At 72.4% G+C, this 20,940-nt stretch carries 20 protein-coding genes; 9 read left to right on the forward strand and 11 right to left on the reverse strand.

The window, feature by feature from the left end; genetic code table 11:
- Positions 1–21 precede the first annotated feature (21 nt).
- Both FF096_RS04155 and FF096_RS04160 read left to right on the forward strand, forming a co-directional pair.
- A complete protein-coding gene (locus tag FF096_RS04155) occupies positions 22–1,167 on the forward strand; it encodes a GNAT family N-acetyltransferase (RefSeq protein ID WP_155215073.1) in 1,146 nt (381 codons plus the stop codon).
- Entirely contained in the window at positions 1,164–2,288 is a 1,125-nt protein-coding gene (locus tag FF096_RS04160) for a GNAT family N-acetyltransferase (protein ID WP_309222634.1), read from the forward strand. The genes FF096_RS04155 and FF096_RS04160 overlap by 4 nt, the downstream gene beginning before the upstream one ends.
- 55 nt (positions 2,289–2,343) lie before the next feature.
- On the opposite strand, the gene hpf is transcribed toward FF096_RS04160, so the two are convergent.
- From hpf to mtrA, 5 genes are all read right to left on the reverse strand, one after another.
- Positions 2,344–2,988 carry a ribosome hibernation-promoting factor, HPF/YfiA family gene (gene hpf, locus FF096_RS04165; RefSeq protein ID WP_309222635.1) on the reverse strand — a complete coding sequence of 215 codons (645 nt, stop codon included), beginning with the start codon at positions 2,986–2,988 and terminating at the stop codon, positions 2,344–2,346.
- A 248-nt stretch (positions 2,989–3,236) separates the two neighbouring features.
- Positions 3,237–3,935, reverse strand: coding sequence for a phosphoribosyltransferase family protein (locus tag FF096_RS04170; protein WP_309222636.1), 699 nt, complete (start codon positions 3,933–3,935; stop codon positions 3,237–3,239).
- Between the two features lie 6 nt (positions 3,936–3,941).
- Complete coding sequence (locus FF096_RS04175; protein WP_309222637.1) at positions 3,942–5,741, reverse strand: LpqB family beta-propeller domain-containing protein; 1,800 nt, start codon at positions 5,739–5,741, stop codon at positions 3,942–3,944.
- Entirely contained in the window at positions 5,738–7,495 is a 1,758-nt protein-coding gene (gene mtrB, locus FF096_RS04180) for an MtrAB system histidine kinase MtrB (RefSeq protein WP_309222638.1), read from the reverse strand. Before mtrB ends, FF096_RS04175 begins: the two co-directional genes overlap by 4 nt.
- Before the next feature lie 13 nt (positions 7,496–7,508).
- Positions 7,509–8,198 carry an MtrAB system response regulator MtrA gene (gene mtrA, locus FF096_RS04185; protein WP_155215076.1) on the reverse strand — a complete coding sequence of 230 codons (690 nt, stop codon included), beginning with the start codon at positions 8,196–8,198 and terminating at the stop codon, positions 7,509–7,511.
- Positions 8,199–8,408: 210 nt separating this feature from the next.
- Here mtrA and FF096_RS04190 point away from each other — a divergent pair, with 210 nt between their 5' ends.
- Genes FF096_RS04190 through FF096_RS04210 form a run of 5 tightly spaced genes read left to right on the forward strand, consistent with a single transcriptional unit; the run spans position 8,409 to position 13,468 of the window.
- Entirely contained in the window at positions 8,409–9,245 is an 837-nt protein-coding gene (locus FF096_RS04190) for a hypothetical protein (RefSeq protein ID WP_309222639.1), read from the forward strand.
- Positions 9,242–9,814: a DUF4129 domain-containing protein gene (locus FF096_RS04195; protein ID WP_155215078.1), complete on the forward strand. Its 573-nt coding sequence runs from the start codon at positions 9,242–9,244 to the stop codon at positions 9,812–9,814. Before FF096_RS04190 ends, FF096_RS04195 begins: the two co-directional genes overlap by 4 nt.
- Entirely contained in the window at positions 9,811–11,178 is a 1,368-nt protein-coding gene (locus FF096_RS04200) for a DUF4350 domain-containing protein (protein WP_196222452.1), read from the forward strand. The genes FF096_RS04195 and FF096_RS04200 overlap by 4 nt, the downstream gene beginning before the upstream one ends.
- Positions 11,179–11,189: 11 nt before the next feature.
- Positions 11,190–12,161 (forward strand): MoxR family ATPase, encoded by a 972-nt coding sequence (locus FF096_RS04205; protein ID WP_155215332.1) that lies wholly within the window; start codon positions 11,190–11,192, stop codon positions 12,159–12,161.
- Positions 12,158–13,468: a DUF58 domain-containing protein gene (locus FF096_RS04210; RefSeq protein WP_155215079.1), complete on the forward strand. Its 1,311-nt coding sequence runs from the start codon at positions 12,158–12,160 to the stop codon at positions 13,466–13,468. Before FF096_RS04205 ends, FF096_RS04210 begins: the two co-directional genes overlap by 4 nt.
- 18 nt (positions 13,469–13,486) lie before the next feature.
- Here FF096_RS04210 and FF096_RS04215 read toward each other — a convergent pair whose 3' ends face one another.
- Positions 13,487–14,455: a stage II sporulation protein M gene (locus FF096_RS04215; protein WP_309222640.1), complete on the reverse strand. Its 969-nt coding sequence runs from the start codon at positions 14,453–14,455 to the stop codon at positions 13,487–13,489.
- 41 nt (positions 14,456–14,496) lie between these two features.
- Between FF096_RS04215 and FF096_RS04220 the strand changes: the two genes are divergently transcribed.
- Positions 14,497–15,390, forward strand: coding sequence for an RDD family protein (locus tag FF096_RS04220; RefSeq protein WP_309222641.1), 894 nt, complete (start codon positions 14,497–14,499; stop codon positions 15,388–15,390).
- On the forward strand, positions 15,387–15,539 hold the full coding sequence (locus FF096_RS26260) for a hypothetical protein (RefSeq protein WP_196222453.1): 153 nt from the start codon (positions 15,387–15,389) through the stop codon (positions 15,537–15,539). Before FF096_RS04220 ends, FF096_RS26260 begins: the two co-directional genes overlap by 4 nt.
- A gap of 82 nt (positions 15,540–15,621) precedes the next feature.
- On the opposite strand, the gene ahcY is transcribed toward FF096_RS26260, so the two are convergent.
- From ahcY to FF096_RS04245, 5 genes are all read right to left on the reverse strand, one after another.
- Positions 15,622–17,121, reverse strand: coding sequence for an adenosylhomocysteinase (gene ahcY, locus FF096_RS04225; RefSeq protein WP_155215081.1), 1,500 nt, complete (start codon positions 17,119–17,121; stop codon positions 15,622–15,624).
- A 293-nt stretch (positions 17,122–17,414) separates the two neighbouring features.
- Positions 17,415–18,572 carry a mannose-6-phosphate isomerase, class I gene (manA, locus tag FF096_RS04230; protein ID WP_309222642.1) on the reverse strand — a complete coding sequence of 386 codons (1,158 nt, stop codon included), beginning with the start codon at positions 18,570–18,572 and terminating at the stop codon, positions 17,415–17,417.
- Positions 18,573–18,575: 3 nt separating this feature from the next.
- Entirely contained in the window at positions 18,576–19,529 is a 954-nt protein-coding gene (locus FF096_RS04235; protein WP_309222643.1) for a cation diffusion facilitator family transporter, read from the reverse strand.
- The gene (locus FF096_RS04240; protein WP_309222644.1) at positions 19,526–20,722 is read right to left on the reverse strand and encodes an SIS domain-containing protein; all 1,197 of its coding nucleotides are present in this window, start codon (positions 20,720–20,722) and stop codon (positions 19,526–19,528) included. The genes FF096_RS04235 and FF096_RS04240 overlap by 4 nt, the downstream gene beginning before the upstream one ends.
- Complete coding sequence (locus FF096_RS04245) at positions 20,719–20,901, reverse strand: Trm112 family protein (RefSeq protein ID WP_309222645.1); 183 nt, start codon at positions 20,899–20,901, stop codon at positions 20,719–20,721. The genes FF096_RS04240 and FF096_RS04245 overlap by 4 nt, the downstream gene beginning before the upstream one ends.
- Positions 20,902–20,940: the final 39 nt, after the last annotated feature.

The following is a 20,940-nucleotide window of genomic DNA, read 5'->3' on the forward strand; positions in this document are numbered from 1 at the left end:
CGATCCGGCACGATGGCTGGAATGGAGCCCGTGGAGATCGTCGAGGAAGGTCTGGTGCTGCGGCCGTGGCGGTCGGCAGACATCGACGCCGTGTTCCGCGCCTGCCAGGATACGGACATCCAGCGCTGGACGGGCGTACCCTACCCATACCGGTACGAAGACGCGGAGGGTTTCGTCGCGAGCCGGGACCGACAGTGGCAACTCGGCACCGGCGCGTCCTTCGCGGTCTGCGACGCCGACACCAGCGAGGTGCTCGGGCTCTGCGGGCTCAACTTCATCGATCGCAACCACGAACTCAGCGAGATCGGTTACTGGACCGCGCCGTGGGCGCGTGGGCGGGGCGTGGCCGTGCGGGCTGTCCGGGCCGTCGCCCGGTGGGCCTTCGACGAGCTGAAGCTGCGCCGGCTGCTCTGGAGCGCCGAGGTGGGCAACTATGCCTCCCGGCTGGTCGCCCTCCGCTCCGGCGTCCGGATCGAGGGGAAGCTGCGGGCCGCCGACCCGGCGGGCAGCGGGTACGAGTGGTTCGGTTCGCTGCTGCCCGGTGACGTACCGGCTCCCGGCGAGGTCGGCCCGGCCGGACCCGACACGTTGGAGGCCCGGCGCGCGGCGGTCTTCGGCCGGCCGCAACCGACCCTGTTCGCGACGGCCGGCGCGCAGGAGCTGAGCCTGCGCCCCCTGGCCGAGCGTGATCTCGACGCGCTCGTCGCGGTCTGCCGGGACCCGGACACGCTGCGCTGGACGACCGTGCCGGAGAACTACACCAGGGCGGACGCCGAGGACTTCCTGCGGTTCGTACGGAACTCCTGGGCCGCGGGCACCTCCGCGCCCTTCGTCCTCGCCGACGCCACGGACCGCTACGCCGGCTCGATCGACCTGCGCCTGTCACCGGCCGATCCGCTGCTGGCTGACATCGGCTTCATGACCGCACCACACGTCCGTGGTCGGGGTTACCAACCTGCTGCGCTCGCGGCGCTGTGCGCCTGGGGGTTCACCACTTTGGGACTGGCGCGCATCGAATGGCGGGCCAACGTCGGCAACGTCGCCTCCCGCCGAGCCGCCGAGAAGGCCGGCTTCACGATGGAGGGCACTGCCCGTGGGCTGCTCAACCACCGTGGTACCCGCGTCGACGCCTGGGTCGGCTCGCTACTGGCAGAGGACCTGCGGTGACCGAGGAGCGTCTCGCGCAGCGCATCGACGCGCACGGGGTCCGACTGCGGCCGTTCCACCTCGCTGACCTGGCCGACGTCGCCGAGAGTTGCGACGACCCGGTCACCCAGCGGTTCCTCAACCACCTGCCCTCCCCGTACACCGAGGCCGACGCGCGCTGGTGGATCACCGAGGGCGCTCCGGCCGCCTTCGCCGCCGGCGGGGCCGCGTACGCCATCGCCGACCCGGTGACCGACCGGCTGCTCGGCGCGGTGGGTCTGAGCTATCCGGTGCCGCAACGCGGGCAGGCGGAGATCGGCTACTGGGTGGCGCCGTGGGCGCGCGGCGCCGGGGTGGCGACCGCCGCCACCCGGGCCCTGTCGGAGCACGCGTTCACCAACGGCATCTACCGGTTGGAGTTGCTCACCGAGTTGGAGAACGCGGCCAGCCAGCGGGTCGCGCTGGCCGCCGGCTTCCGACCCGAGGGGGTACGCCGCCGCGTGACGTCCGTGCGGGGCGGCGGTCGGGGTGACCTGGTTGCGTGGGTACGCCTCGCCGACGACCCGCCGGGACCGACGACACGTGGCCTGCCGGACCTGCCCGACGGGCGACTCACCGACGGGGTGGTCGTGCTGCGCCGACTCGGTCCGGAGCACATCGAGCAGACGTATCGCCTGCACACCGACCCCGACGTGGTGGTCACCCGGGTTCCCCCGGAGGCGGCGACCCTCGACGAGGTGACGCGCCGCTGCCACGTCGCAGAGAGCCAGTGGTTGGTCGGCACGGCCGCGGCGATGGCCATCGTCGACGCTGCCAGCGGGGACTTCGTCGGCAACTGCACGCTGCTCCGTGACCAGCCCGCCAGCGACCAGGCGATGATCGGCTACAGCCTGCTGCCGCGTTGGCGCGGGCGGGGCTACGCCACCCGGGTCGTACGGCTGGTCAGTCGGTGGGGGTTCGGGCACGCCGGTCTGTCCCGGTTGTGGGCCGGCACCCTGCCGGAGAACGTCGCCTCCATGCGCGTGCTGGAGAAGGCGGGGTTCCGCCGGGAGGGGCTGTTGCGCGGCCGGCTCGTCGGGGCGGCCGGCCGCCGGGCCGACTCGACGATCTACGGCCTGCTGGTCACGGATCCGATCGACTGACGACGTGATGCCGACGGCCCGGGTCGGCGTGCGCCGACCCGGGCCGTCGCCTCGGTCAGATGTCCAGCGAGATGATGCCGTAGTCGTAGGCGTGCCGCCGGTAGACCACGCTCGGACGACCGGACTCCTTGTCTTGGAACAGATAGAAGTCGTGGCCCACCAGTTCCATCTGGAACAGGGCGTCATCGACGGTCATCGGCTCGGCGGGGTGCACCTTCTCCCGTGCGATGTGCCATGGCTGGCCGTCGGCGTACTCCTCCTCCGGCCGCTCGGCCACCACGGTGGCCGTGCCGGTCTCGGTGGCGGCCGGGCTGGTCTCCGTAGGAAGCGGCGGGAGGTCGGCCACCGGCAGGCCGGCGGTCGCGGCGGCGACCGACAGCGGCGCGTGCCGGCCCCGGTGTACCCGCCGCCGGTCGGCCGCGCGACGCAGCCGGGAGTCGAGCTTGGCGATAGCCGCGTCCAGAGCGCTGTAGAAGTCGCTGGTGCAGGCCTCGGCCCGAATCACCGGACCACGGGAAAAACAGGTGATCTCCACCCGCTGACAATGATCGGCCTGGCGCGGATTGCGCTCATGGAACAGTTCAACATCGACACGGATGAGTTTGTGGTCGTAGCGTTCGATCTTCGCGAGCTTTTCTGCGACGTGCACCCGGTAGTGATCCGGAACTTCGACGTTACGGCCCTTGACCACGATGTCCACGTGACCTCCCTTAATCGGACGGTCTTCGATCCAGAACTCCGGTCGCGCCCGAGGGACGGCCCCATTCGGCGTCGACCGGTCAATACGGCTACGCCTCCTCTCGCCGCCGGGGGTGGGTGGGGTGGCCTTCCTACCCCCGACAGCCAAACGCTAACTCCTGCCAGCCCGACAGTCACCCCCGGTTGCCAACACCATTCGGAGAATTTCCACACCTCATACACGAAGGTATGAAACGGAAACACAATCGGTTACCGTTGGTGCCTTTTCCGTGTCGCGGCCAGCACCGCCGCCCCGGATGGCGACAGTCCGCGCACGGTCAGTACGCGACTGACCGCCGCGAGGGTCGCTCCGGTGGTGACGATGTCGTCCAGCAGGACCACCCGTGCCCCCGCGACGGCCGGTACCCGCCCCGGCCGGGCCAGGAAGGCGGCGGTGGCCGCCGCCGTCCGACCCGCGCTGTCCAGCGTCACCGAGTCCGGTCGAGGCGTGGCGCGTACCGCCCGGTGCACCCGCACCGGCCAGCCCGCCGAGCGCAGTCGACCGGCGCAGTGCCGGGCCAGCCGCCCGAGGTGATCGCCGTAGCGGGCCCGAGCCGCCGCCGGGGTGTCCGGCACCGGCACCAACAGCACCGGTCCCACCGCGCCGACCGCCGTGGCGACGACCTCGGCCAGCAGCGCGCCGAGCGGGCGGGCCAGGCCGTGCCGGCCGTGCTCCTTGTACGCCAGCAACATCTCCCGCAGCGGCCCGCCGTACTCGCCGAGGGCGTGACAGGGCGGCAGGCCCGGTGGGGCGGGAACGGGCCGTACCGGGCCCGGCCGCATCGCCCGTAGCGCGTCGACGCACTGCGGGCAGACGCCGTGCCGCAGCCCCGCGCGGCGATCCCGGCAGCCGGCGCAGTCGGTGGGCAGGACCAGGTCGACCAGGTCCGCCCAGAGCCCGCCAGCCACGGCGACTCAGTAGAGGAAGACGGGCGCGGTGGGGTTGCCCGGACGTACGCCGGCGGGTGGCGGCGTCACCTCCTGGACCTGGTCCCGGTTGATCCGCTCGAACGGGTTGCTGCGGTACGCCACCCCGTTCGCCTCGTACATGAACGACCCGGCCAGCGGGGAGCGCTCCGGGGTGGCGGGGTACGCGGCGAGGTGGTCGACCTGGCTGCCGGTGTCCTCCCGCAGCGGGGTCTCCACGGCGCCGTCCACGCTCACCTCGTAGATCGCCGGGCGGCTCGCCGAGCCGGCCACCAGCAGGCGGTTCGCCGCCGACCAGTCCACCGCGGTGACGTCGGTCAGCGAACTGACCAGCCGCCGGGCCGGGCCCACGGTGGGTACGCCACCCTCCCAGTTGATCGTCGTGACGTGCAACGCGCCGTCCACGACGAGGGCCAGCCGATGCCCGTCCAGTGCCGCCGCCACGGCGGTGACCCGGCCCGGCAGGCCGAGCTGGACCTGCCGCGTCGCCGCCTGGTCGTCGAAGCGGTAGAGCCGACCGTCGGCGACCACCAGGCCCGCCGGTCGGGTGCCCTCGGTACGGACCCACACCGGACGACTCATCGCGGTGAACTTGGTGGGACCGGTGGTGAGGGCCCCCACCACGGCACCGCCACGACCGACGGCCAGCCGCTGCCGCCCGTCCTCGCCGGTTACCACGACGGCGGCCAGGACGCCCCCGTTGGCGCGCCGCAACTCGGCGGAGACGATGTCCTGGTTCACCTCGGGCGCCACCGGCACCGAGCCGGCAGCCTCACCGGCCACCGTCAGCGAATGGATCGCCCCCTCGTAGACGCAGTATCGCCGCGCGTTGCCGTCGATCAGGTCCAACGGATTCAGCCGGCGCTGCTCCTCCAGGTCGATCACCTTGCGGGACTGGTTGAGGATCTTCACCTCGACGGTGCCGTGCAGTTCCTGAAGCGACCACGCCAACTGGGTGCCGAACTGCACCAGACGACGCTCGTCAGCACCCGGCATGTCGAGGTTGACCTCCCACCGGCCGTCCGAACCGGTGGCATTGTTGATCATCTCGGTGCGGTCGGGCAGACCGGAGACGCCGATCCGCAGCCACTCCGAGGGGCCGGCGGTCAACCACCGGATCACCTCGCTCACCCGACGCTCCGCCGGCACGGCCGAGGAGAGGTACCGCTGGTCGGGCACGAGTCGGGTGCGGTCGGAGTTCCAGAAGTAGATCGTCTCCGCCTGGTAGAACCGGCGCAGCGCGTCGTCGCTGAGCAGCAGCACGTTCGGCGGGTCGCTGACGTAGTAGCCGGCATCGTCCTCGCCTACCGGGCCCGCGCTGACCAGCCGGAACTCGTACGTGGAATCGGTGGCCACCGGCGGCACCAGCATCCCGTTGGCCCGCAGCAGGCCGACCTGCTGCACGCTGATGGTGACCTTCATGCTGTCGATGTCCGGTTCGATCACCGGATCGTCGGTGAGCCGTACCACCGACAGCGCCACCTCGCTGCCCTGCCGCTCCGGCAACCCACTGCGTTCGGAGGTGGCGATGTACCGCTTGACCCGCTCGTACGCCCGATCCGGCTCGCCCGCTGCCGCAGCCAGGAAGTTGCGCACGAACGCCTCGGCGTCGCTGCCGCTGGCCTCCCGGGGCGGCGGTTCGGTGCCGCGCCCCAGCGACCAGTTCGTCTCCGCCGCCGGGCCGCGCTGCTCGATCTGCACCTCGGTGCTGTCGGGGATTCCGCAACCGGCCGCGACGGCCAGCACCAGCGTGCCGCCGAGCAGCCCGGTCACCAGCCGGCGCCTCACGAGCCCACCTCCGCGCGCCGCTGCCCCGCCTGCGACGCCGGACCGATGGCGAGCGTGCCGGCCGGGCCGGGCTCGATGTCCAGCAGCTCCCCGGTCGGTGGGCCGCCGAGCGGCAACGCGACATCGGCCGGTACCAGCCGCAGCGGTGAGGTGGTCAGCCGGTCACCGGCGCGCGCCGGCAGGGTGAGCCGGAACTGCGCGCCCTGCCCCGGGGCGCCCCACGCCTCCAGCCAGCCGCCGTGCAGTCGAGCGTCCTCCAGGCTGATCGACAGCCCCAGACCGGTACCGCCGGTCTGCCGCGCCCGCGACGGGTCGGCCCGCCAGAACCGGTTGAACACCAGCTTCTCCTCGCCGGGCTTGAGCCCGACGCCGTGGTCACGGACGGTCAGCGCGACGGCGGTGTCGTCCATCCCCAACGTGATCCGCACCGGTCGTCCCTCGCCGTGCTCGACCGCGTTGCCGACCAGGTTGCGCAGCACCCGCTCGACCCGGCGCGGGTCGATCTCGGCGATCACCGGCGCGTTCGGGACGTCCAGCTCGATGCTCACCCCGACCCGCTCGGCCAGCCCGGCCAGCCGGTCGACCACCCGGTGAACCACCGGCACCAGGTCGGTCGGCTCGGCGTCGAGCACCGCGAACCCCGCGTCGAACCGGCTGATCTCCAGTAGGTCGGTCAGTAGCTCCTCGAAGCGGTCCAGCTCGGCCTGGAGCAGCTCGGCGCTGCGGGCCACCGCCGGGTCGAACTCGTCCCGCTCGGCGAAGATCAGGTCAGCGGCCATCCGTACCGTGGTCAGCGGGGTCCGCAGTTCGTGCGAGACGTCCGAGGTGAACCGGCGTTGCAGCCGGGACATCTCCTCCAGCCGCAGGATCTGCCGTTGCAGGTTGGTGGCCATCTGGTTGAACGAGGCCGCGAGCAGCGCCAGGTCGTCCTCGCCGTTGACGGCCATCCGCTGGTCGAGCAGACCGGCGGAGAGTCGCTGGGCGGTCCGGGCGGCGACCCGTACCGGGATCACCACCAGCCGGGTCACCAACGCGGCGAGCAGGCCGAGCAGCAGCACCAGGGCGACCCCGGTGGCCACCACGGTGGCCCGCGCCTGCGCCGCGGTGGTGTCCTGGAGGGTCAGCGGCACGAGGTAGTACAGCTCCACCTGACCGAACCCGGTCGGCACCGGGGAGCCGTAGACGAGGTACTTCGTCTCGGCGTCCCCGGTGAGCCGACCGGTACGGATCTGGTTGGCCACGTTGCCGTCGGCCACGGCGGCCCGCAGCTCGGGGCTGATCAGGGGCCGGACGTTCACCGACGGCGAGGTGCGCGGCTCGATCACCCCGGGCCAGTTCTCCGCGGTGAGGGCCACCACCACGCCGCTGTTCTGCTGGGGGTCACCGCCCGCGAGGTAGTTGACCGTGCCGTCGATCGTCTCCTGGAGCTGGGCCTCCTGCGGCTGGCTGTAGAGGCTGAACTGCTTCGCCGCGTACTCCGCGCCGTTGAGCAGCCGCAACTGGACGTCGGTCTTCGCGTTGTCCAGCAGGATGTTGGTGATCTTGTCGGCGATCAGGTAGGCGAAACCGCCGACCAGCAGGCTGGACGTCACCAACGTGATGGTCACCACGCGCACCTGCAACGAGCGGCGCCAAGTCTGGTGCAGCCTCGCCAGAGATCGGGACAGCCGGCCACTCACCCCACGCCACAACTCCCACACGGCACCACGCCGGCGGGACGTCGGGTCGAGATCGGGGATCGGGGAGGTGGCCACAGTGCGACCCAGGCTATCCGGTACCAGCCTTGTAGCCCACGCCGCGAACGGTCAGGATGATTTCCGGTCGCTCCGGATCCGGTTCGATCTTGGCACGTAGCCGCTGCACGTGCACGTTGACCAGCCGGGTGTCCGCCGCGTGCCGGTATCCCCAGACCTGCTCCAGCAGCACCTCGCGGGTGAAGACCTGACGCGGTTTACGGGCGAGCGCGACCAGCAGGTCGAACTCCAGCGGCGTCAGCTTCACCTCCTCGCCGTTGCGGCTGACGGTGTGCGCCGGCACGTCGATGGCGATCTGGTTGCCGGGCGGACCGATGGTGAGCAGTTCCGGCGCGGCGTCCTCGCCACGGCGCAGCCGCGCCCGCATCCGGGCCACCAGTTCCTTGGGCTTGAACGGCTTGACCACGTAGTCGTCGGCACCCGACTCCAGGCCGAGCACGACGTCGACCGTGTCGCTCTTGGCGGTCAGCATCACGATCGGCACCCCGGACTCACCCCGGATCGCCCGTGCCACGTCGATACCACTCATTCCGGGCAGCATCAGGTCGAGCAGGACGATATCGGGTCGATTCTCACGGAACGCGGCCAATGCCCGTTCCCCGTCCGCCACGAACGAGGGCATGAAGCCTTCGCTGCGCAGCACGATGCCGAGCATCTCGGCGAGCGCGGGGTCGTCGTCGACCACCAGTACCCGGGCTCTCATGGGGTTAATGGTTCCATCCCGTCAGTTCGGTGGGCTCGGCGTCACCCGCACGCTACTGCCGTCAGGTGTGCTGTGCCCAGCACCGCTCGGTTTGTCCCAGTCGCACGTGCCGACCCGGGGGGCGGGACTGCACCCCGGACGACCGCGCATGTCAACATGATCCCCGGGTGCGCCGTAGCGCGCCACCGCCCCCGCCTCCCAGGAGTACGCGTGCCCGCAACAGGCCCGACAGTCGTACTCCCCGGGCGCCCACTCACCGTCGGGGAACTGCTCGACTCCGCGGTGCTGCTACTGCGCGCCCAGGCGCCGGTCCTGTTGCCCTTCGCCGCCGTGCTGGCCGCCGGCGAACAGCTCCTGCTGCGACCGCTACGGCTCGCGGTGGATGCCACCGGGCCCCTGTGGTGGCCGTCCGGTCTGAACGAGTTCGGTCTCTTCTGGCTGCTCCTCGCCTTCGGTGCGGCAACCGAAGCGATGATCATCACGCTGCTCGGCAACCCGGCCGCCCGCGCCGCCGCCGGCACGCTGGTCGGCCGCCGACCGACCGTCGCGGAGTTGGTCGACCCCCGTGCCGCCCGGTGGGGCGCCACCGTCCTGCTCTGCCTCGTGGTCGGCGCGGTCATGCTGTCCACGTCCCTGCTCGGCCCCACCTGGTTCCTCGGATTCGCCCTGCTCGGCGCGGTGGCCCCGGCCCTGGTCGTGGACCGGGTCCGGCCGGTACGGGCGATCACCCGCTCCGCCACGCTGGCGTTACGTCTGGGCGTACGGGCCGCCGCTTTGCGGGTACTGGGATACCTCCTCTGGTGGCTCATCCGGGTCGGGCTCAGCTGCGGGACGTTCGTCGGGCTGAGCACACTCGGGCTGATCGACGAGGGCTGGACCAACGCGGTGGCGATGCTGCTCTGGGCAGCCGTGAACACGATCGCCTACGCCGCGCTGGCCAGCCTGGACGCGGTCGTCCACCTGGAGACCCGGATCCGCAGCGAGGGCCTGGACATCCGCATCTCCCGTGCGCCCGCGAGCGCGGATCTGCTGGCGGTGGGCGGATGAGCTTCAGCCGGTGGTGGACCGAGACCACGGCCGCCCTCGGAGACCACCTGCCGCTACCGCTGGCCGCGCTGCTGCTGGTGCTGGCCACGGCGCTGACCGCGACCGCCTGGTACACCTTCCCCGCCTGGCTTCCCCGGCGGTTTCCCCGGCTCCGCCGACGCCGCCCCGCCCGGTCCACCGGGCGACAGCCCACGACCGCACCACCGGTGGCCGCCGCCCCGGAGCCGCCCGCCGACCCCGCCGGGACGGTCGTGGCGGCCGATCGGCTGGCGGCCGAGGGCCGCTACGACGAGGCGGTCCGCGAGCGGCTGCGCGTCATGCTCCACCAGCTCACCGACCGGCAGGTGGTGCGGGTCCGGCCCGGCATGACCGTCGCCGAGGTGGTCACCGAGGCCACCGCCAACCATCCACCGGTCGGACCGCCACTGGCCGCCGCAGCCGCCATCTTCTCCGAGCTGTGGTACGCCCAACGCCCGGCCACCGCCGACCACGATCACCGGATGCGCGACCATGCCGGGCGGTTGGGGGACCTGCTCGTCACCGCCGCCCCGAAGGACGACGACCGGTGAGCGCGCGGGGACGCCGCCACCGGATCGTGATACCCGTGCTGGTGGGGGTGCTGCTGACGGCCGTCACCCTGGTCACCCGCGAGATCGACCAGCCGGACCAGACCGACCGGGGCTTCCTCTCCCCGACCGTGACCGACGACCACGGCGGCAGCCGGCTCGCCGCGAGCCTGGCCCGGCAGGGGGTGACGGTGCAGCGGGAGACGGACACGTTCCGGGCGTTGCGAGCCACCCGACCCGGTCCGGCCACCCTGTTCGTCCCCGCGCCCGAGTTGCTGCACCCGCGCACCGTCAGCCTCTTCGGTCTGCTGCCCGGCGGCACCCGGTTGGTGCTGGTCGACCCACCCCGGCGGGTGCTGGCCGCCGCCGGGCTACCGCTGCGCCCGACCGGCCGACGCTGGGCGACCCGCGCCGTGCCGCCGCAGGCGCACGGCCGGTCCTGCCCGCTGGCCGAGGCCGCCTCCGTCACCACGGCCGCCGTCGCCCGCCAGCGGTACGCGCCCACCGGCGTGGGCAACGTCGACCTCTGCTATGCCGGTGGCCTGGCCCGGCTGCCCGGTGCCGCCGAGAGCGTGGTGGTGGGTGCCAGCGACCCGTTCCGCAACGGGCGGATCGACGAATGGGACAACCTGGCCTTCGCCACCGGGCTGCTCGCCACCGCCGGCCGGGTGATCTGGCTCGACCTGGACGGCCCGGCACCGCCACCACCCGAACCCCATCGGACACCCACCCGGCCGCTACCGGAACGCGTCGACGAAGTCGACGAGCCCGCCGAGCCGGAGGACCGGCGCGGCGAGGGGAACAGCGAGACGGCATCGGACGGGCGGCCGGGCGGTGAGACCTCCGGTCCCCGCGCCCGCGACTCCGCCGGGCAGCCCAACCCCCTCTGGTCGGCGTTCCCACCGTGGTTCTGGGCACTGCTGCTGCAACTCGCCCTGGCGGCACTGCTGATAGCCATCGGTCGGGCCCGCCGCCTCGGCCCGCCCACCCCGGAACCACTGCCGGTCTCCGTGCCCGCCGCCGAGACGGTCCTCGGCCGGGGGCGGCTCTACCAGCAGGCGCGAGCCCGGGAGAACACCGCGCGGCTGCTCCGAACCGCGACGCTCGCCCGGCTGGCGCGACGCCTGCACCTGCCCGCCGACGCGCCACCCGGCACGGTCGCCGCCACCGTGGCCGCCGACACCGGCGACCAGCCCGACACCATCCGGGAACTGCTCTACGGCGACGCGCCGCGCACCGACCGGGACCTACTGGAACTCGCCGGTGAGCTGGACCGTGTCACGCGTACCGGCGAGTCGACGTCCACCCCCGACCCGCCGGCTGCGGCCCGGCTACCGAAGCCCCGATCCGAAGGAGATCCCCGGTGACCCGACCCGCGATGACCGTGGACCCGCTCGCCACCGACCCCGCCCGCGCCGCGCTGCACCGGCTGCGCACCGAGGTGGCCAAGGCGGTCGTGGGTCAGGAGGGCGTGGTCACCGGACTGATCGTCGCCCTGCTCTGCCGTGGTCACGTGCTGCTGGAGGGCGTACCGGGAGTCGCCAAGACGCTGCTGGTGCGTACCGTGGCCGCCGCCCTGGACCTCACCTCGCGGCGGGTCCAGTTCACCCCCGACCTGATGCCGGGCGACGTCACCGGCTCGATGGTCTTCGACGCGCGAACCGCGGCGTTCACCTTCCGCGAAGGGCCGGTCTTCACCAACCTGCTGCTCGCCGACGAGATCAACCGCACTCCGCCGAAGACCCAGTCCGCGCTGCTGGAGGTGATGGAGGAGCGGCAGGTCACCGTCGAGGGCGAGCAGCGCACGCTCCCTGATCCGTTCATCGTCGCCGCCACCCAGAACCCGGTGGAGTACGAGGGCACCTACCCGCTACCGGAAGCCCAGTTGGACCGTTTCCTGCTCAAGCTCACCGTGCCGCTACCCAACCGGGACGAGGAACTCGGAGTGCTCCGCGCCCACCATGCCGGTTTCGACCCCCGGGACCTGAGCGCCGCCGGCGTACGCCCGGTGGCGGACGCGACCGAACTCGCCGTCGCCCGCGCGGCGGTGGGCCGCGTGCACGTCGCGGATCCGCTGCTCGGCTACGTCGTCGACCTGTGCCGGGCGACCCGCACCACCCCGTCGCTGGAGTTGGGTGCATCACCGCGCGGCGCGACGGCCCTGCTGGGCACCGCCAAGGCGTGGGCGTGGCTGCACGGACGCGACCACGTGGTGCCGGACGACGTGAAGGCGATGGCGCGGCCCACCCTGCGGCACCGGCTACGCCTGCGTCCGGAGGCCGAACTCGAAGGTGTCGGGGTGGACCGGATCCTGGACACGGTGCTGGCCACCGTGCCGGCCCCACGATGACCTGGCGGGCGGCGGCGCTGCTGGCGGTGGGCGCGCTGACCATGCCCGCATGGCCGGTTCCGTTCGTCGGCGTGGCGGTGATGGTCGGCCTGGTGCTGCTGCTGGTCGGCCTCGATCTCGCGCTCGCCGCGCCGTTGGCGGCGCTGACCGTCGAGCGGGCCGGTGAGCGGGCGGTACCGCTCGGCGGCACCGCCACGGTCACCCTGTACCTGCGCAACACCTCCGACCGGCCGCTGCGCGCCCGGGTCCGCGACGCCTGGGTGCCCTCCGCCGGGGCCCGGCCGGAGCTGCCGCCGACCCGGCTGGTGCGCGCCGCCCCCGGTGAGGTGCTCGCCCTGCCCACCCGCCTCACCCCCACCCGGCGGGGAGACCGGCCCGCCGTGGCCCTGACGGTCCGCTCGTTCGGGCCGCTCGGGCTGGCGTACCGGCAGTGGGGTGGTCGGCCCGGCACCCCGCCCTGGACCGTACGGGTGCTGCCCCGTTTCGACGCCCGACGGCACCTGCCGGAGCGGCTGTCGCGGCTGCGCGTCATCGACGGCACACTCCTCGGCCGGGGACGCGGACCGGGCACCGAGTTCGACACGCTGCGCGAGTACGTCTCCGGCGACGACGTACGCTCCATCGACTGGCGGGCCAGCGCCCGACACTCGGAGGTGCTGGTACGCACCTGGCGTCCGGAACGGGACCGGCGGCTGATCTGCGTGCTGGACACCGGGCGCACCTCGGCCGTACGGCTCGGCGACGAGCCGCGCCTGGATGCCTCGATCGAGGCGGCGCTGCTGCTCAGCGCGTTGGCGGCGCGGGCCGGTGACCGGGTGGACGTGCTCGCGGCGGACGCCGTGCCCCGGGCCTCGGTGGGTGGCGTCGAACGAGCGGGGCAGTGGAACCGGCTGGCGCACGCGTTGGCCCCGTTGCAACCGGCGCTGGTCGAGACGGATTTCCGGCTGATCGCGGGCGAGTTGCTGCGGCGACACCGCCCCCGCAGCCTGGTGGTGCTGCTCACCGCCCTGGAGCCCGGTGCGCTGGGTGAGGGACTGCTGCCGGTGCTGCCCCGGCTGGCCGCCCGGCACCGGGTGCTGGTGGCTGCGGCACAGGACCCGGTGCTGACCCGACTCACCGCCGGGCCGCCGCGACGCCCCGAGGACGCGTACGCCGCAGCCGCCGCCTGGCGGACACTCGCCGAACGCGACCGCCTCACCGCAGCGCTGACCCGACACGACGTCACCGTGGTCGACGCCCCGGCTGATCGACTGGCCCCCGCCCTCGCCGACGCCTACCTGCACCTGAAGGCCACCGCGCAGCTCTGACCCTGACGGGGCTGCCCGTTACCGAAGGTCGCCGGTAGCGACCTCCTGGTCGGGTGGTGCGGCGGAGCCGAGGACGAGGACGTAGGCCAGGAAGGCCAACCAGGCGGTCGCGCCGATGGTGACGCGCACGGCCACCGGTAGCGGCGCCGGCGTCACGAACGCCTCGATCACCGCCGAGACGGCGAAGAGTCCGACCAGGCCGACGGTGACCAGGACGCCGTCGCGCCCTGCCCGGGCCACCGCCTGCCCCCGGGTCAACTGCTCCGGCGGTGCGATCCACGCCCACCCGATACGCAGACCCACCCCGGCGGCGACGAACACACCGGTCAGCTCCAGCAAACCGTGCGGGGTGATCAGGCCGAAGAAGACGTCCTCCCGGCCGTAGGAGACCATCACCCCACCGACCACGCCGATGTTCACCGCGTTCTGCCAGAGCAGGTAGCCGACCGGCACGATCAGCACGCCCGCCGCCAGACACTTCGCGGCCAGCCAGGCATTGTGCGTCCACAGGTGGAAGGCGAACGTCGGCGCGGAGAACTCCGTGTAGTAGCCGGCGAAGCCGGATTCGACCAGCCGGGCGGCCTCCTCGTCGCCGATGAACGCCGCCGCCGTCTCCGGGTTGTCCGCCACGAACCACATCAGGGTGAAGGTGAGCAGGGTGAACGCGGTCGCCACCGCGCACCACCACGGCGCCGCCCGCCAGATGGCACCGGGCAGGTCGGCCGCCAGGAATCGCCGCACCGCCGACCAGGACGGCCGGGGTCGGCTGGTCAACCGCGCCCGTGCCCGGAGCACCACCTGGGACAGCTCACTGACCAGCACCGGGTCCGGCGAGCGGCTACGCAGCACCGACAGTTGGGTGGTGGCCCGTTGGTAGAGCGCGACCAGCTCGTCGACCTCGGCCGGGTCGAGACGGCGCTGCGCACAGAGCTGATTCAGCCGACGCCACTGACCGCCGTGCTCCGCGACGTACGCGTCGACATCCACCAGCCACCTCCGACCGCGCGATCATAGTGTTCACTGTCGGGGTGAGCACAGCGGCACGAGCGTGGACCGCCCCCGGCTGGGGTGATGCCCGGCTGGTCAGCGGCGAGGCGGTCGAGCTGGACGTGCGGGCCGCACGGATCGGTTCCCGGACCCTCGCGCTGCTGCTCGACGTGCTGATCCAACTGCTGTGCGGCCTGCTGCTCCTCGCGCTGGCCGGGCTGCTGTTGGCCGCACTGCCGTACGGGCTGCTCGACGCGGCGATGGAACGGGCGCTGCTCACCGTCGGGCTGGTGCTGCTACTGGTCGGCTATCCGGTGCTCTGGGAACGCCTCAACGACGGCCGGACACCGGGCAAGGCGGCGGTCGGGCTGCGGGTGGTCAGCGTCGACGGCGCCCCGGTCGGCTTCCGGCAGTCGTTGACCCGGGCGTTGGTCGGGGTCTCCGTGGAGTGGCCGGGGCTGGTGCTGCCGCTGCTGTCCTGGGCGGTCGGGCTGACCGTGATGCTCAGCGACGACCGTGGTCGGCGACTGGGTGACCTGGCCGCGGGCACGCTGGTGGTGCACACCCGGCCCGCGACGAGGTGGCGTGCGGTCCCGGCGACCATGCCGCAGCTGATCGGGTGGGCGTACACGCTGGATCTGAGCCGGTTGGACGCGGACCTGGCGCTGGCCGTCCGGCAGTACCTGGCTCGGGCCCACGGGCTCAGCGAGCCGGCGCGCGGCGAGTTGGCCCGGTTGCTGTGGCGGCAGGTCGCCGCGGTGACCGGCCCGCCGCCCCCGGTCGCGCTGCCGGAGGTCCATTACCTGGCCGCCGTCATCGCCGAGCGGCACCGGCGGGCGCGTCACCTGCTCGCCGGTGAACGGGTGCTCACCGAGGCGGCGTGGTCGGGATTGCCGGTGGCGTCGGCCGACGAACCCTCACGGAGGTCGGGATGAGGGGCTTCGGGCCGTGGCTGGCGGTGCTCGCGGTGGTGCTGCTGCTCAGCGCGCTGCGGTTGCGCACCCTGGCGGCGCTGGTCTCCGTGGCCTGGCTGCTGTGGTGTGTCTGGACCTGGATCCGCCCCACCCGCCGCCGTACCCGCTGACCACCAGCCCCGCCGGGCGGGCGACCGCACAGAACACCCCCGGGCCGACCTCGGTGGCCGGGCCCGGGGGTGTTCTCGACGCTCAGTAGCGGTAGTGGTCCGGCTTGAAGGGGCCTTCCACGGCGACGCCGAGGTAGGCGGCCTGCTCCTTGGTGAGCGTGGTCAGCTTCGCGCCGAGCGCGTCCAGGTGCAGCCGGGCGACCTTCTCGTCGAGGTGCTTGGGCAGCACGTACACGCCGACCGGGTACTCGTCGGTCTTGGTGTACAGCTCGATCTGGGCGATCGTCTGGTTGGCGAACGAGTTCGACATCACGAAGCTCGGGTGACCGGTGGCGTTGCCCAGGTTCAGCAGGCGGCCCTCGGAGAGCACGATGATGGCGTGACCGTCGTCGAAGCGCCACAGGTCCACCTGCGGCTTGATGTTCTCCCGGGTGACGTCCGAGCGCTTCGCCAGACCGGCCATGTCGATCTCGTTGTCGAAGTGGCCGATATTGCCCACGATGGCCTGGTGCTTCATCCGGGCCATGTGCTCGTTGGTGATGACGTCGTAGCAGCCGGTGGCGGTGATGAAGATGTCGGCCTGCTCGACCACGTCGTCCAGGGTGGCGACCTGGTAGCCGTCCATGGCCGCCTGGAGCGCGCAGATCGGGTCGACCTCGGTCACCACGACCCGGGCACCCTGGCCACGCAGCGACTCGGCGCAGCCCTTGCCCACGTCGCCGTAGCCGAGCACGACGGCCATCTTGCCGCCGATCAGCGTGTCGGTGGCGCGGTTGATGCCGTCGATCAGCGAGTGGCGGCAGCCGTACTTGTTGTCGAACTTGCTCTTGGTCACCGAGTCGTTGACGTTGATGGCCGGGAAGAGCAACGTGCCGGCGCGGTGCATCTCGTAGAGCCGGTGCACGCCGGTGGTGGTCTCCTCGGTGACGCCCTTGATGCCGGCGGCGATCCGCGTCCACCGCTGTCCACTCGTGGCCAGCGAGCGGTGCAGCAGTTCGAGGATGACCGCGTACTCCTCGGAGTCGGCGGACTCGACCGGCGGCACCGCCCCGGCCTTCTCGAACTCGACACCCTTGTGGACGAGCAGGGTGGCGTCGCCACCGTCGTCCAGGATCATGTTCGGACCGTCCCCGTCGGGCCAGTCGAGCACCTGCTCGGTGCACCACCAGTACTCCTGGAGGCTCTCGCCCTTCCACGCGTACACCGGGACACCGGCGGGCGCGTCGACGGTGCCCTCGGGGCCGACGACGATCGCGGCGGCGGCGTGGTCCTGGGTGGAGAAGATGTTGCACGACGCCCAGCGGACCTGCGCGCCGAGCGCGACCAGGGTCTCGATGAGCACGGCGGTCTGAATCGTCATGTGCAGCGACCCGGTGATCCGCGCGCCCGCGAGGGGCTGCGCGTCGGCGAACTCGCGGCGGATCGCCATCAGGCCGGGCATCTCGTGTTCGGCGAGGCGGATCTCTTTGCGCCCGAACTCGGCGAGCGAAAGGTCCGCCACCTTGTAGTCGCCCTCGGCGACAGTACGCGGCCGGGCCTCGGACGACGTGCCACTGGCGGACGCCGGGAGGGTGCTGGTCATGAAAGCTCCTGTCGGACGATGGTGCTGCGCAACCTCCCACCTTACGCGCGCCTACGGCGGTCGGCCGGGGTGGTTACGGACAGCGCACGGGGCGGCCGGTGTGGACGTGTGCCGTCCATCTCCGTCCGCCCCGTGCATCCCCCCGGTTTGGTTCCCCCGCGCGCTCTCGGACCATCGTCGCGATAACGCTGCGCACTCATAGAGTCACAGTAAGCAAGCGCCAAGTCAAGCTATTCCGGAAAAGTCGGACTTGGCGTGTTGGGGATGGGCCGGTAGCTGGACATGCGAAAAGGTCAGACCAGGCCGGTCGACGCGATGTACGTCTCACCCTCACCGGTGACGGTGAGTACACCGCCAGCGGCCCGTCCGACTGCGGCCCGCCCCGGTTCCAGCGCCACCGACGCCACCCCGTCGGTCACGGTGATCCGACCGGCGGTGCACAGCACCACCCGGGGGCCGGGCACGGCCAACGTCACCTCGCGCCGCCGATCGCCCACGGTCACCCGGTGCAACGCGAAGTCGTCCACCGGCACCGGCCAGGTCACCACGCCGTCGGCGACCTCGCGGGGCGGGACCACCGGCCGGTCGAGCACCTCGAAGCGGAGCACCCGCAGCAGCTCGGCCACGTCCACGTGCTTCGGGGTCAGCCCGCCCCGCAGCACGTTGTCGCTGGCGGCCATCACCTCGACGCCGGTGCCTTCCAGGTACGCGTGCAGGTTCCCGGCCGGCATCCAGATCGCCTCACCGGGGGCCAGTCGCACCCGGTTGAGCAGCAACGCCACCAGCACTCCCGGATCGGCCGGGTAGGCGTCGGCCAACCGGGACACCAGGTCCGCGTCCGGGCCGCCCGCCGCGCGGGCCGCCGCCACCAGACCCGCCCGCTCCGCCATCGGCCACTCCAGCAACCGGCGCACCGCCTCGGCCAACCCCGTCGGCCCGGCGGCCAACGCGGCGAGCACCGGCCGCAGCTGCGGTACGCCCAACGCGGCGAGCGCCCGCGCCGAGGCGTCCGGATCACGGAACCCGCACAACGCCTCCATCGGCCCGAGCGCCACCAGCAGCTCCGGCTTGTGGAAGGGGTCGACATAGTTGCGGTGCCCACCGATCCGAGCCTGTTCGACGGCGTAACCGGCCCGGGCCTGCTCGGCGTCCGGGTGTGCCTGAAGGCTCAGCGGAGCCGCTGCGGCCAGCACCTTGAGCAGGAACGGCAGGCGGGTTCCGAACCGCTCCAGCACCGGCTGGCCGAGCCAGTCGACCGGCTCGGCGGCGAGCACCTCGGTGAGCGCGACCCGCCGCCCGGCACGCTCGACGGCGGCCGGCGCGCACGGGTGCGCCCCGAGCCACAGCTCCGCCTCGGGCGTCGCACTCGGCACCGGCCGCCCCTGGAGTTCGGCGAGCGCCGAGCGGGAACCCCAGGCGTAGTCCTTGATCGGGCCGTGCAGCGGTTCCACCGGTCAGCTCTCCGTGCGCCCGGACGCGGTGGAGGACGCCTCCGGAGCCCGATAGATGTCCGGTTCGAGGTAGATGACCCGCGCCACCGGTACCGCCGCGCGGATCCGCTGCTCCACAACGTCGATCCCCCGGGCCACCTCCTCGGCGCTCTCGCACCGCGACACCGCCACCTTCGCGGCCACCATCAGTTCCTCCGGGCCGAGGTAGAGGGTCTTCATGTGGATGATCCGCTCCACCTCGGGACCAGCCGTGACCGCCTGCTCGATGGCCGCGACGTCCGCCGGCTCGGCTCCCTCGCCCAGCAGCAGGCTCTTGGTCTCCACGGCCAGCACGATCGCGATGGTCACCAGCAACAGACCGATCATCGCGGTACCGGCCGCGTCCCACCGACCGTCACCGGTGGCCAGGGTCAGCCCCACCCCGAACAGGGCGAAGACCAGACCGACCAGCGCGCCGAAGTCCTCCAGCAGCACCACCGGCAGCTCCGGCGCCTTCGACCGGCGGATGAACCGCGTCCAGCTCTCCTTGCCCCGGACCTGGTTGGACTCCCTGATGGCGGTACGGAAGGAGAACGACTCCATCACGATCGCCACCACCAGGACGGCCACCGGCACCCACTGCCAACTGGTGATGCCGTGCGGGTCGGACCACTTGTGCCACGCCTCGTAGAGCGCGAACAGACCGCCCAGGCTGAACAGCACGATCGAGACGATGAACGCGTAGACGTAGCGTTCCCGGCCGTAGCCGAAGGGGTGCTGGGGGGTGGCAGCCCGCCGCGCCCGCTTGCCGCCGAGCAGCAGCAGAGCCTGGTTACCCGTGTCGGCGACCGAGTGGATGGACTCGGCGAGCATCGACGACGAGCTCGTGAGCAGATAGGCCACGAACTTCGTCACGGCGATGCCGGCGTTGGCAAGCAACGCGGCGAGGATCGCCTTGCTGCCACCCTGGGCACTCACTGGTTGGCTAGTTCCTTCATCTCGGTGATCGCCGGCACCGCCATCGGGTCCAGGCCGTGCGCCAACGCCAGGTAGATGGACGCGAAGTCGGGCACCGCCACCAGGGAGGCGAGCCGCTCCAACGCCGAACCACCCTCGGCGGTGACCACGTCACACCGTACGCCCCGCCGCTCGGCGAGGGTCTGCACCGCATCCGCACGGCGTTCCTCGACCGCCAGTGGCTCGTCGGCGTCGTCCTCCGCGTTCAGGCCACCGTCGCGCAACAGCACCACCCGCAGGCGGGTGCTGTCCCCGTTCGACTCGTCGGGATCGGCGAAGATGTCCCGCTCCCCCTCGGCCAGCCCGCCGAACACACCGTCGAGCAGACCGACCCGGCCCCGACCCGCCTCGCCCAGCGCGCCGGTGACCACCGGATAACGGGCGTTGGCCGACAGGGTGTCGCCGAAGCGACGAGCGGCGACCGCCGCCAGCGGCGACGAGCCCCACACGATCGGGATCGACCCGGCCAGCCCGAGGGCGAGGGACTTCGCCGGATTGACGAAGGACTCCGCGCTCGGGCGGCTGCGGTCCGCGTCGGCGTCCAGCCGGGCCGCCGTCTCCGCCAGATCCGCCTCGTTCACCTTGACCAGCCCGAGGGCCCGGGCGGCGAGCAGGACCGGCACGGTAAGCCCCCAGAGGCTGGCCCGAGCCGGTGCCCGCCGGGGCACCGGGATGAACGGGGCGCGGGCCCGATCGGCGACCGAGTGCAGTTGCGAGTCCGCCGGACCCACCGCGACCAACCGGGCTCCCCGGCGGTGGGCGGCCTCGGCGGCACCCAGCGCCTCGGGGCTGCGACCGGAGGCGCTGACCGCGATGACCACGTCGGCCGCGCCGACCCAGCCGGGCACCCCGGCGCTGCGGTGCGCGATGACCGGCACCGGGCAGCGTGGCCCGGCGACCGTGGCCAGCACGTCACCGGTACGCCCGGCGGTGCCGATGCCGGCGATCACGACCGCCCGGGGGCGTCCGTCGTCGGCGAGTACGGCGAGATTCGCCTCGGCGGCCAGGGCGGCCGACTCGCGGACCTGCGCGCCCGCCGAGGCGGTGTGCCGCAGCATGCCACCCGGATCCCGCTCGGCGAGCGCCTCCGGGTCGTCGAGAAGCCGTTCGTCGGCGTGGCGGTGCCCGCTGACACCGGCCGTTCCGTCGATCACGATCCCTCCGCGGGGCCGCGCGCCTCGTCCAGCAGCAGCACCGGTACGTCGTCGCGGACCTCGAAGATCCGGCCGCACTCGGTGCAGGTCAACGTCTGGGCCTGCGAGTCGTAGGTCAGCGGGGCATGGTGTGTGTCCGGGCAGGCGAGGATTTCCAGCAATTGCGGGTCGAGGGCCACTGCGCGGCTCCTTCCACGTATGCGGCTACACCGGTCGGC

Source organism: Micromonospora sp. CP22, assembly GCF_009712475.1.
In the GTDB taxonomy this organism is placed as follows: Bacteria; Actinomycetota; Actinomycetes; order Mycobacteriales; family Micromonosporaceae; genus Micromonospora.

Coding starts and splice junctions, on each gene's coding strand:
- ahcY (WP_155215081.1), bottom strand. CDS start 17,121: ATGACCAGCACCCTCCCGGCGTCCGCCAGTGGCACGTCGTCCGAGGCC.
- mtrA (WP_155215076.1), bottom strand. CDS start 8,198: ATGAGAGCCCGGGTACTGGTGGTCGACGACGACCCCGCGCTCGCCGAG.
- FF096_RS04205 (WP_155215332.1), top strand. CDS start 11,190: ATGACCGTGGACCCGCTCGCCACCGACCCCGCCCGCGCCGCGCTGCAC.
- FF096_RS04210 (WP_155215079.1), top strand. CDS start 12,158: ATGACCTGGCGGGCGGCGGCGCTGCTGGCGGTGGGCGCGCTGACCATG.
- FF096_RS04155 (WP_155215073.1), top strand. CDS start 22: ATGGAGCCCGTGGAGATCGTCGAGGAAGGTCTGGTGCTGCGGCCGTGG.
- FF096_RS26260 (WP_196222453.1), top strand. CDS start 15,387: ATGAGGGGCTTCGGGCCGTGGCTGGCGGTGCTCGCGGTGGTGCTGCTG.
- FF096_RS04195 (WP_155215078.1), top strand. CDS start 9,242: ATGAGCTTCAGCCGGTGGTGGACCGAGACCACGGCCGCCCTCGGAGAC.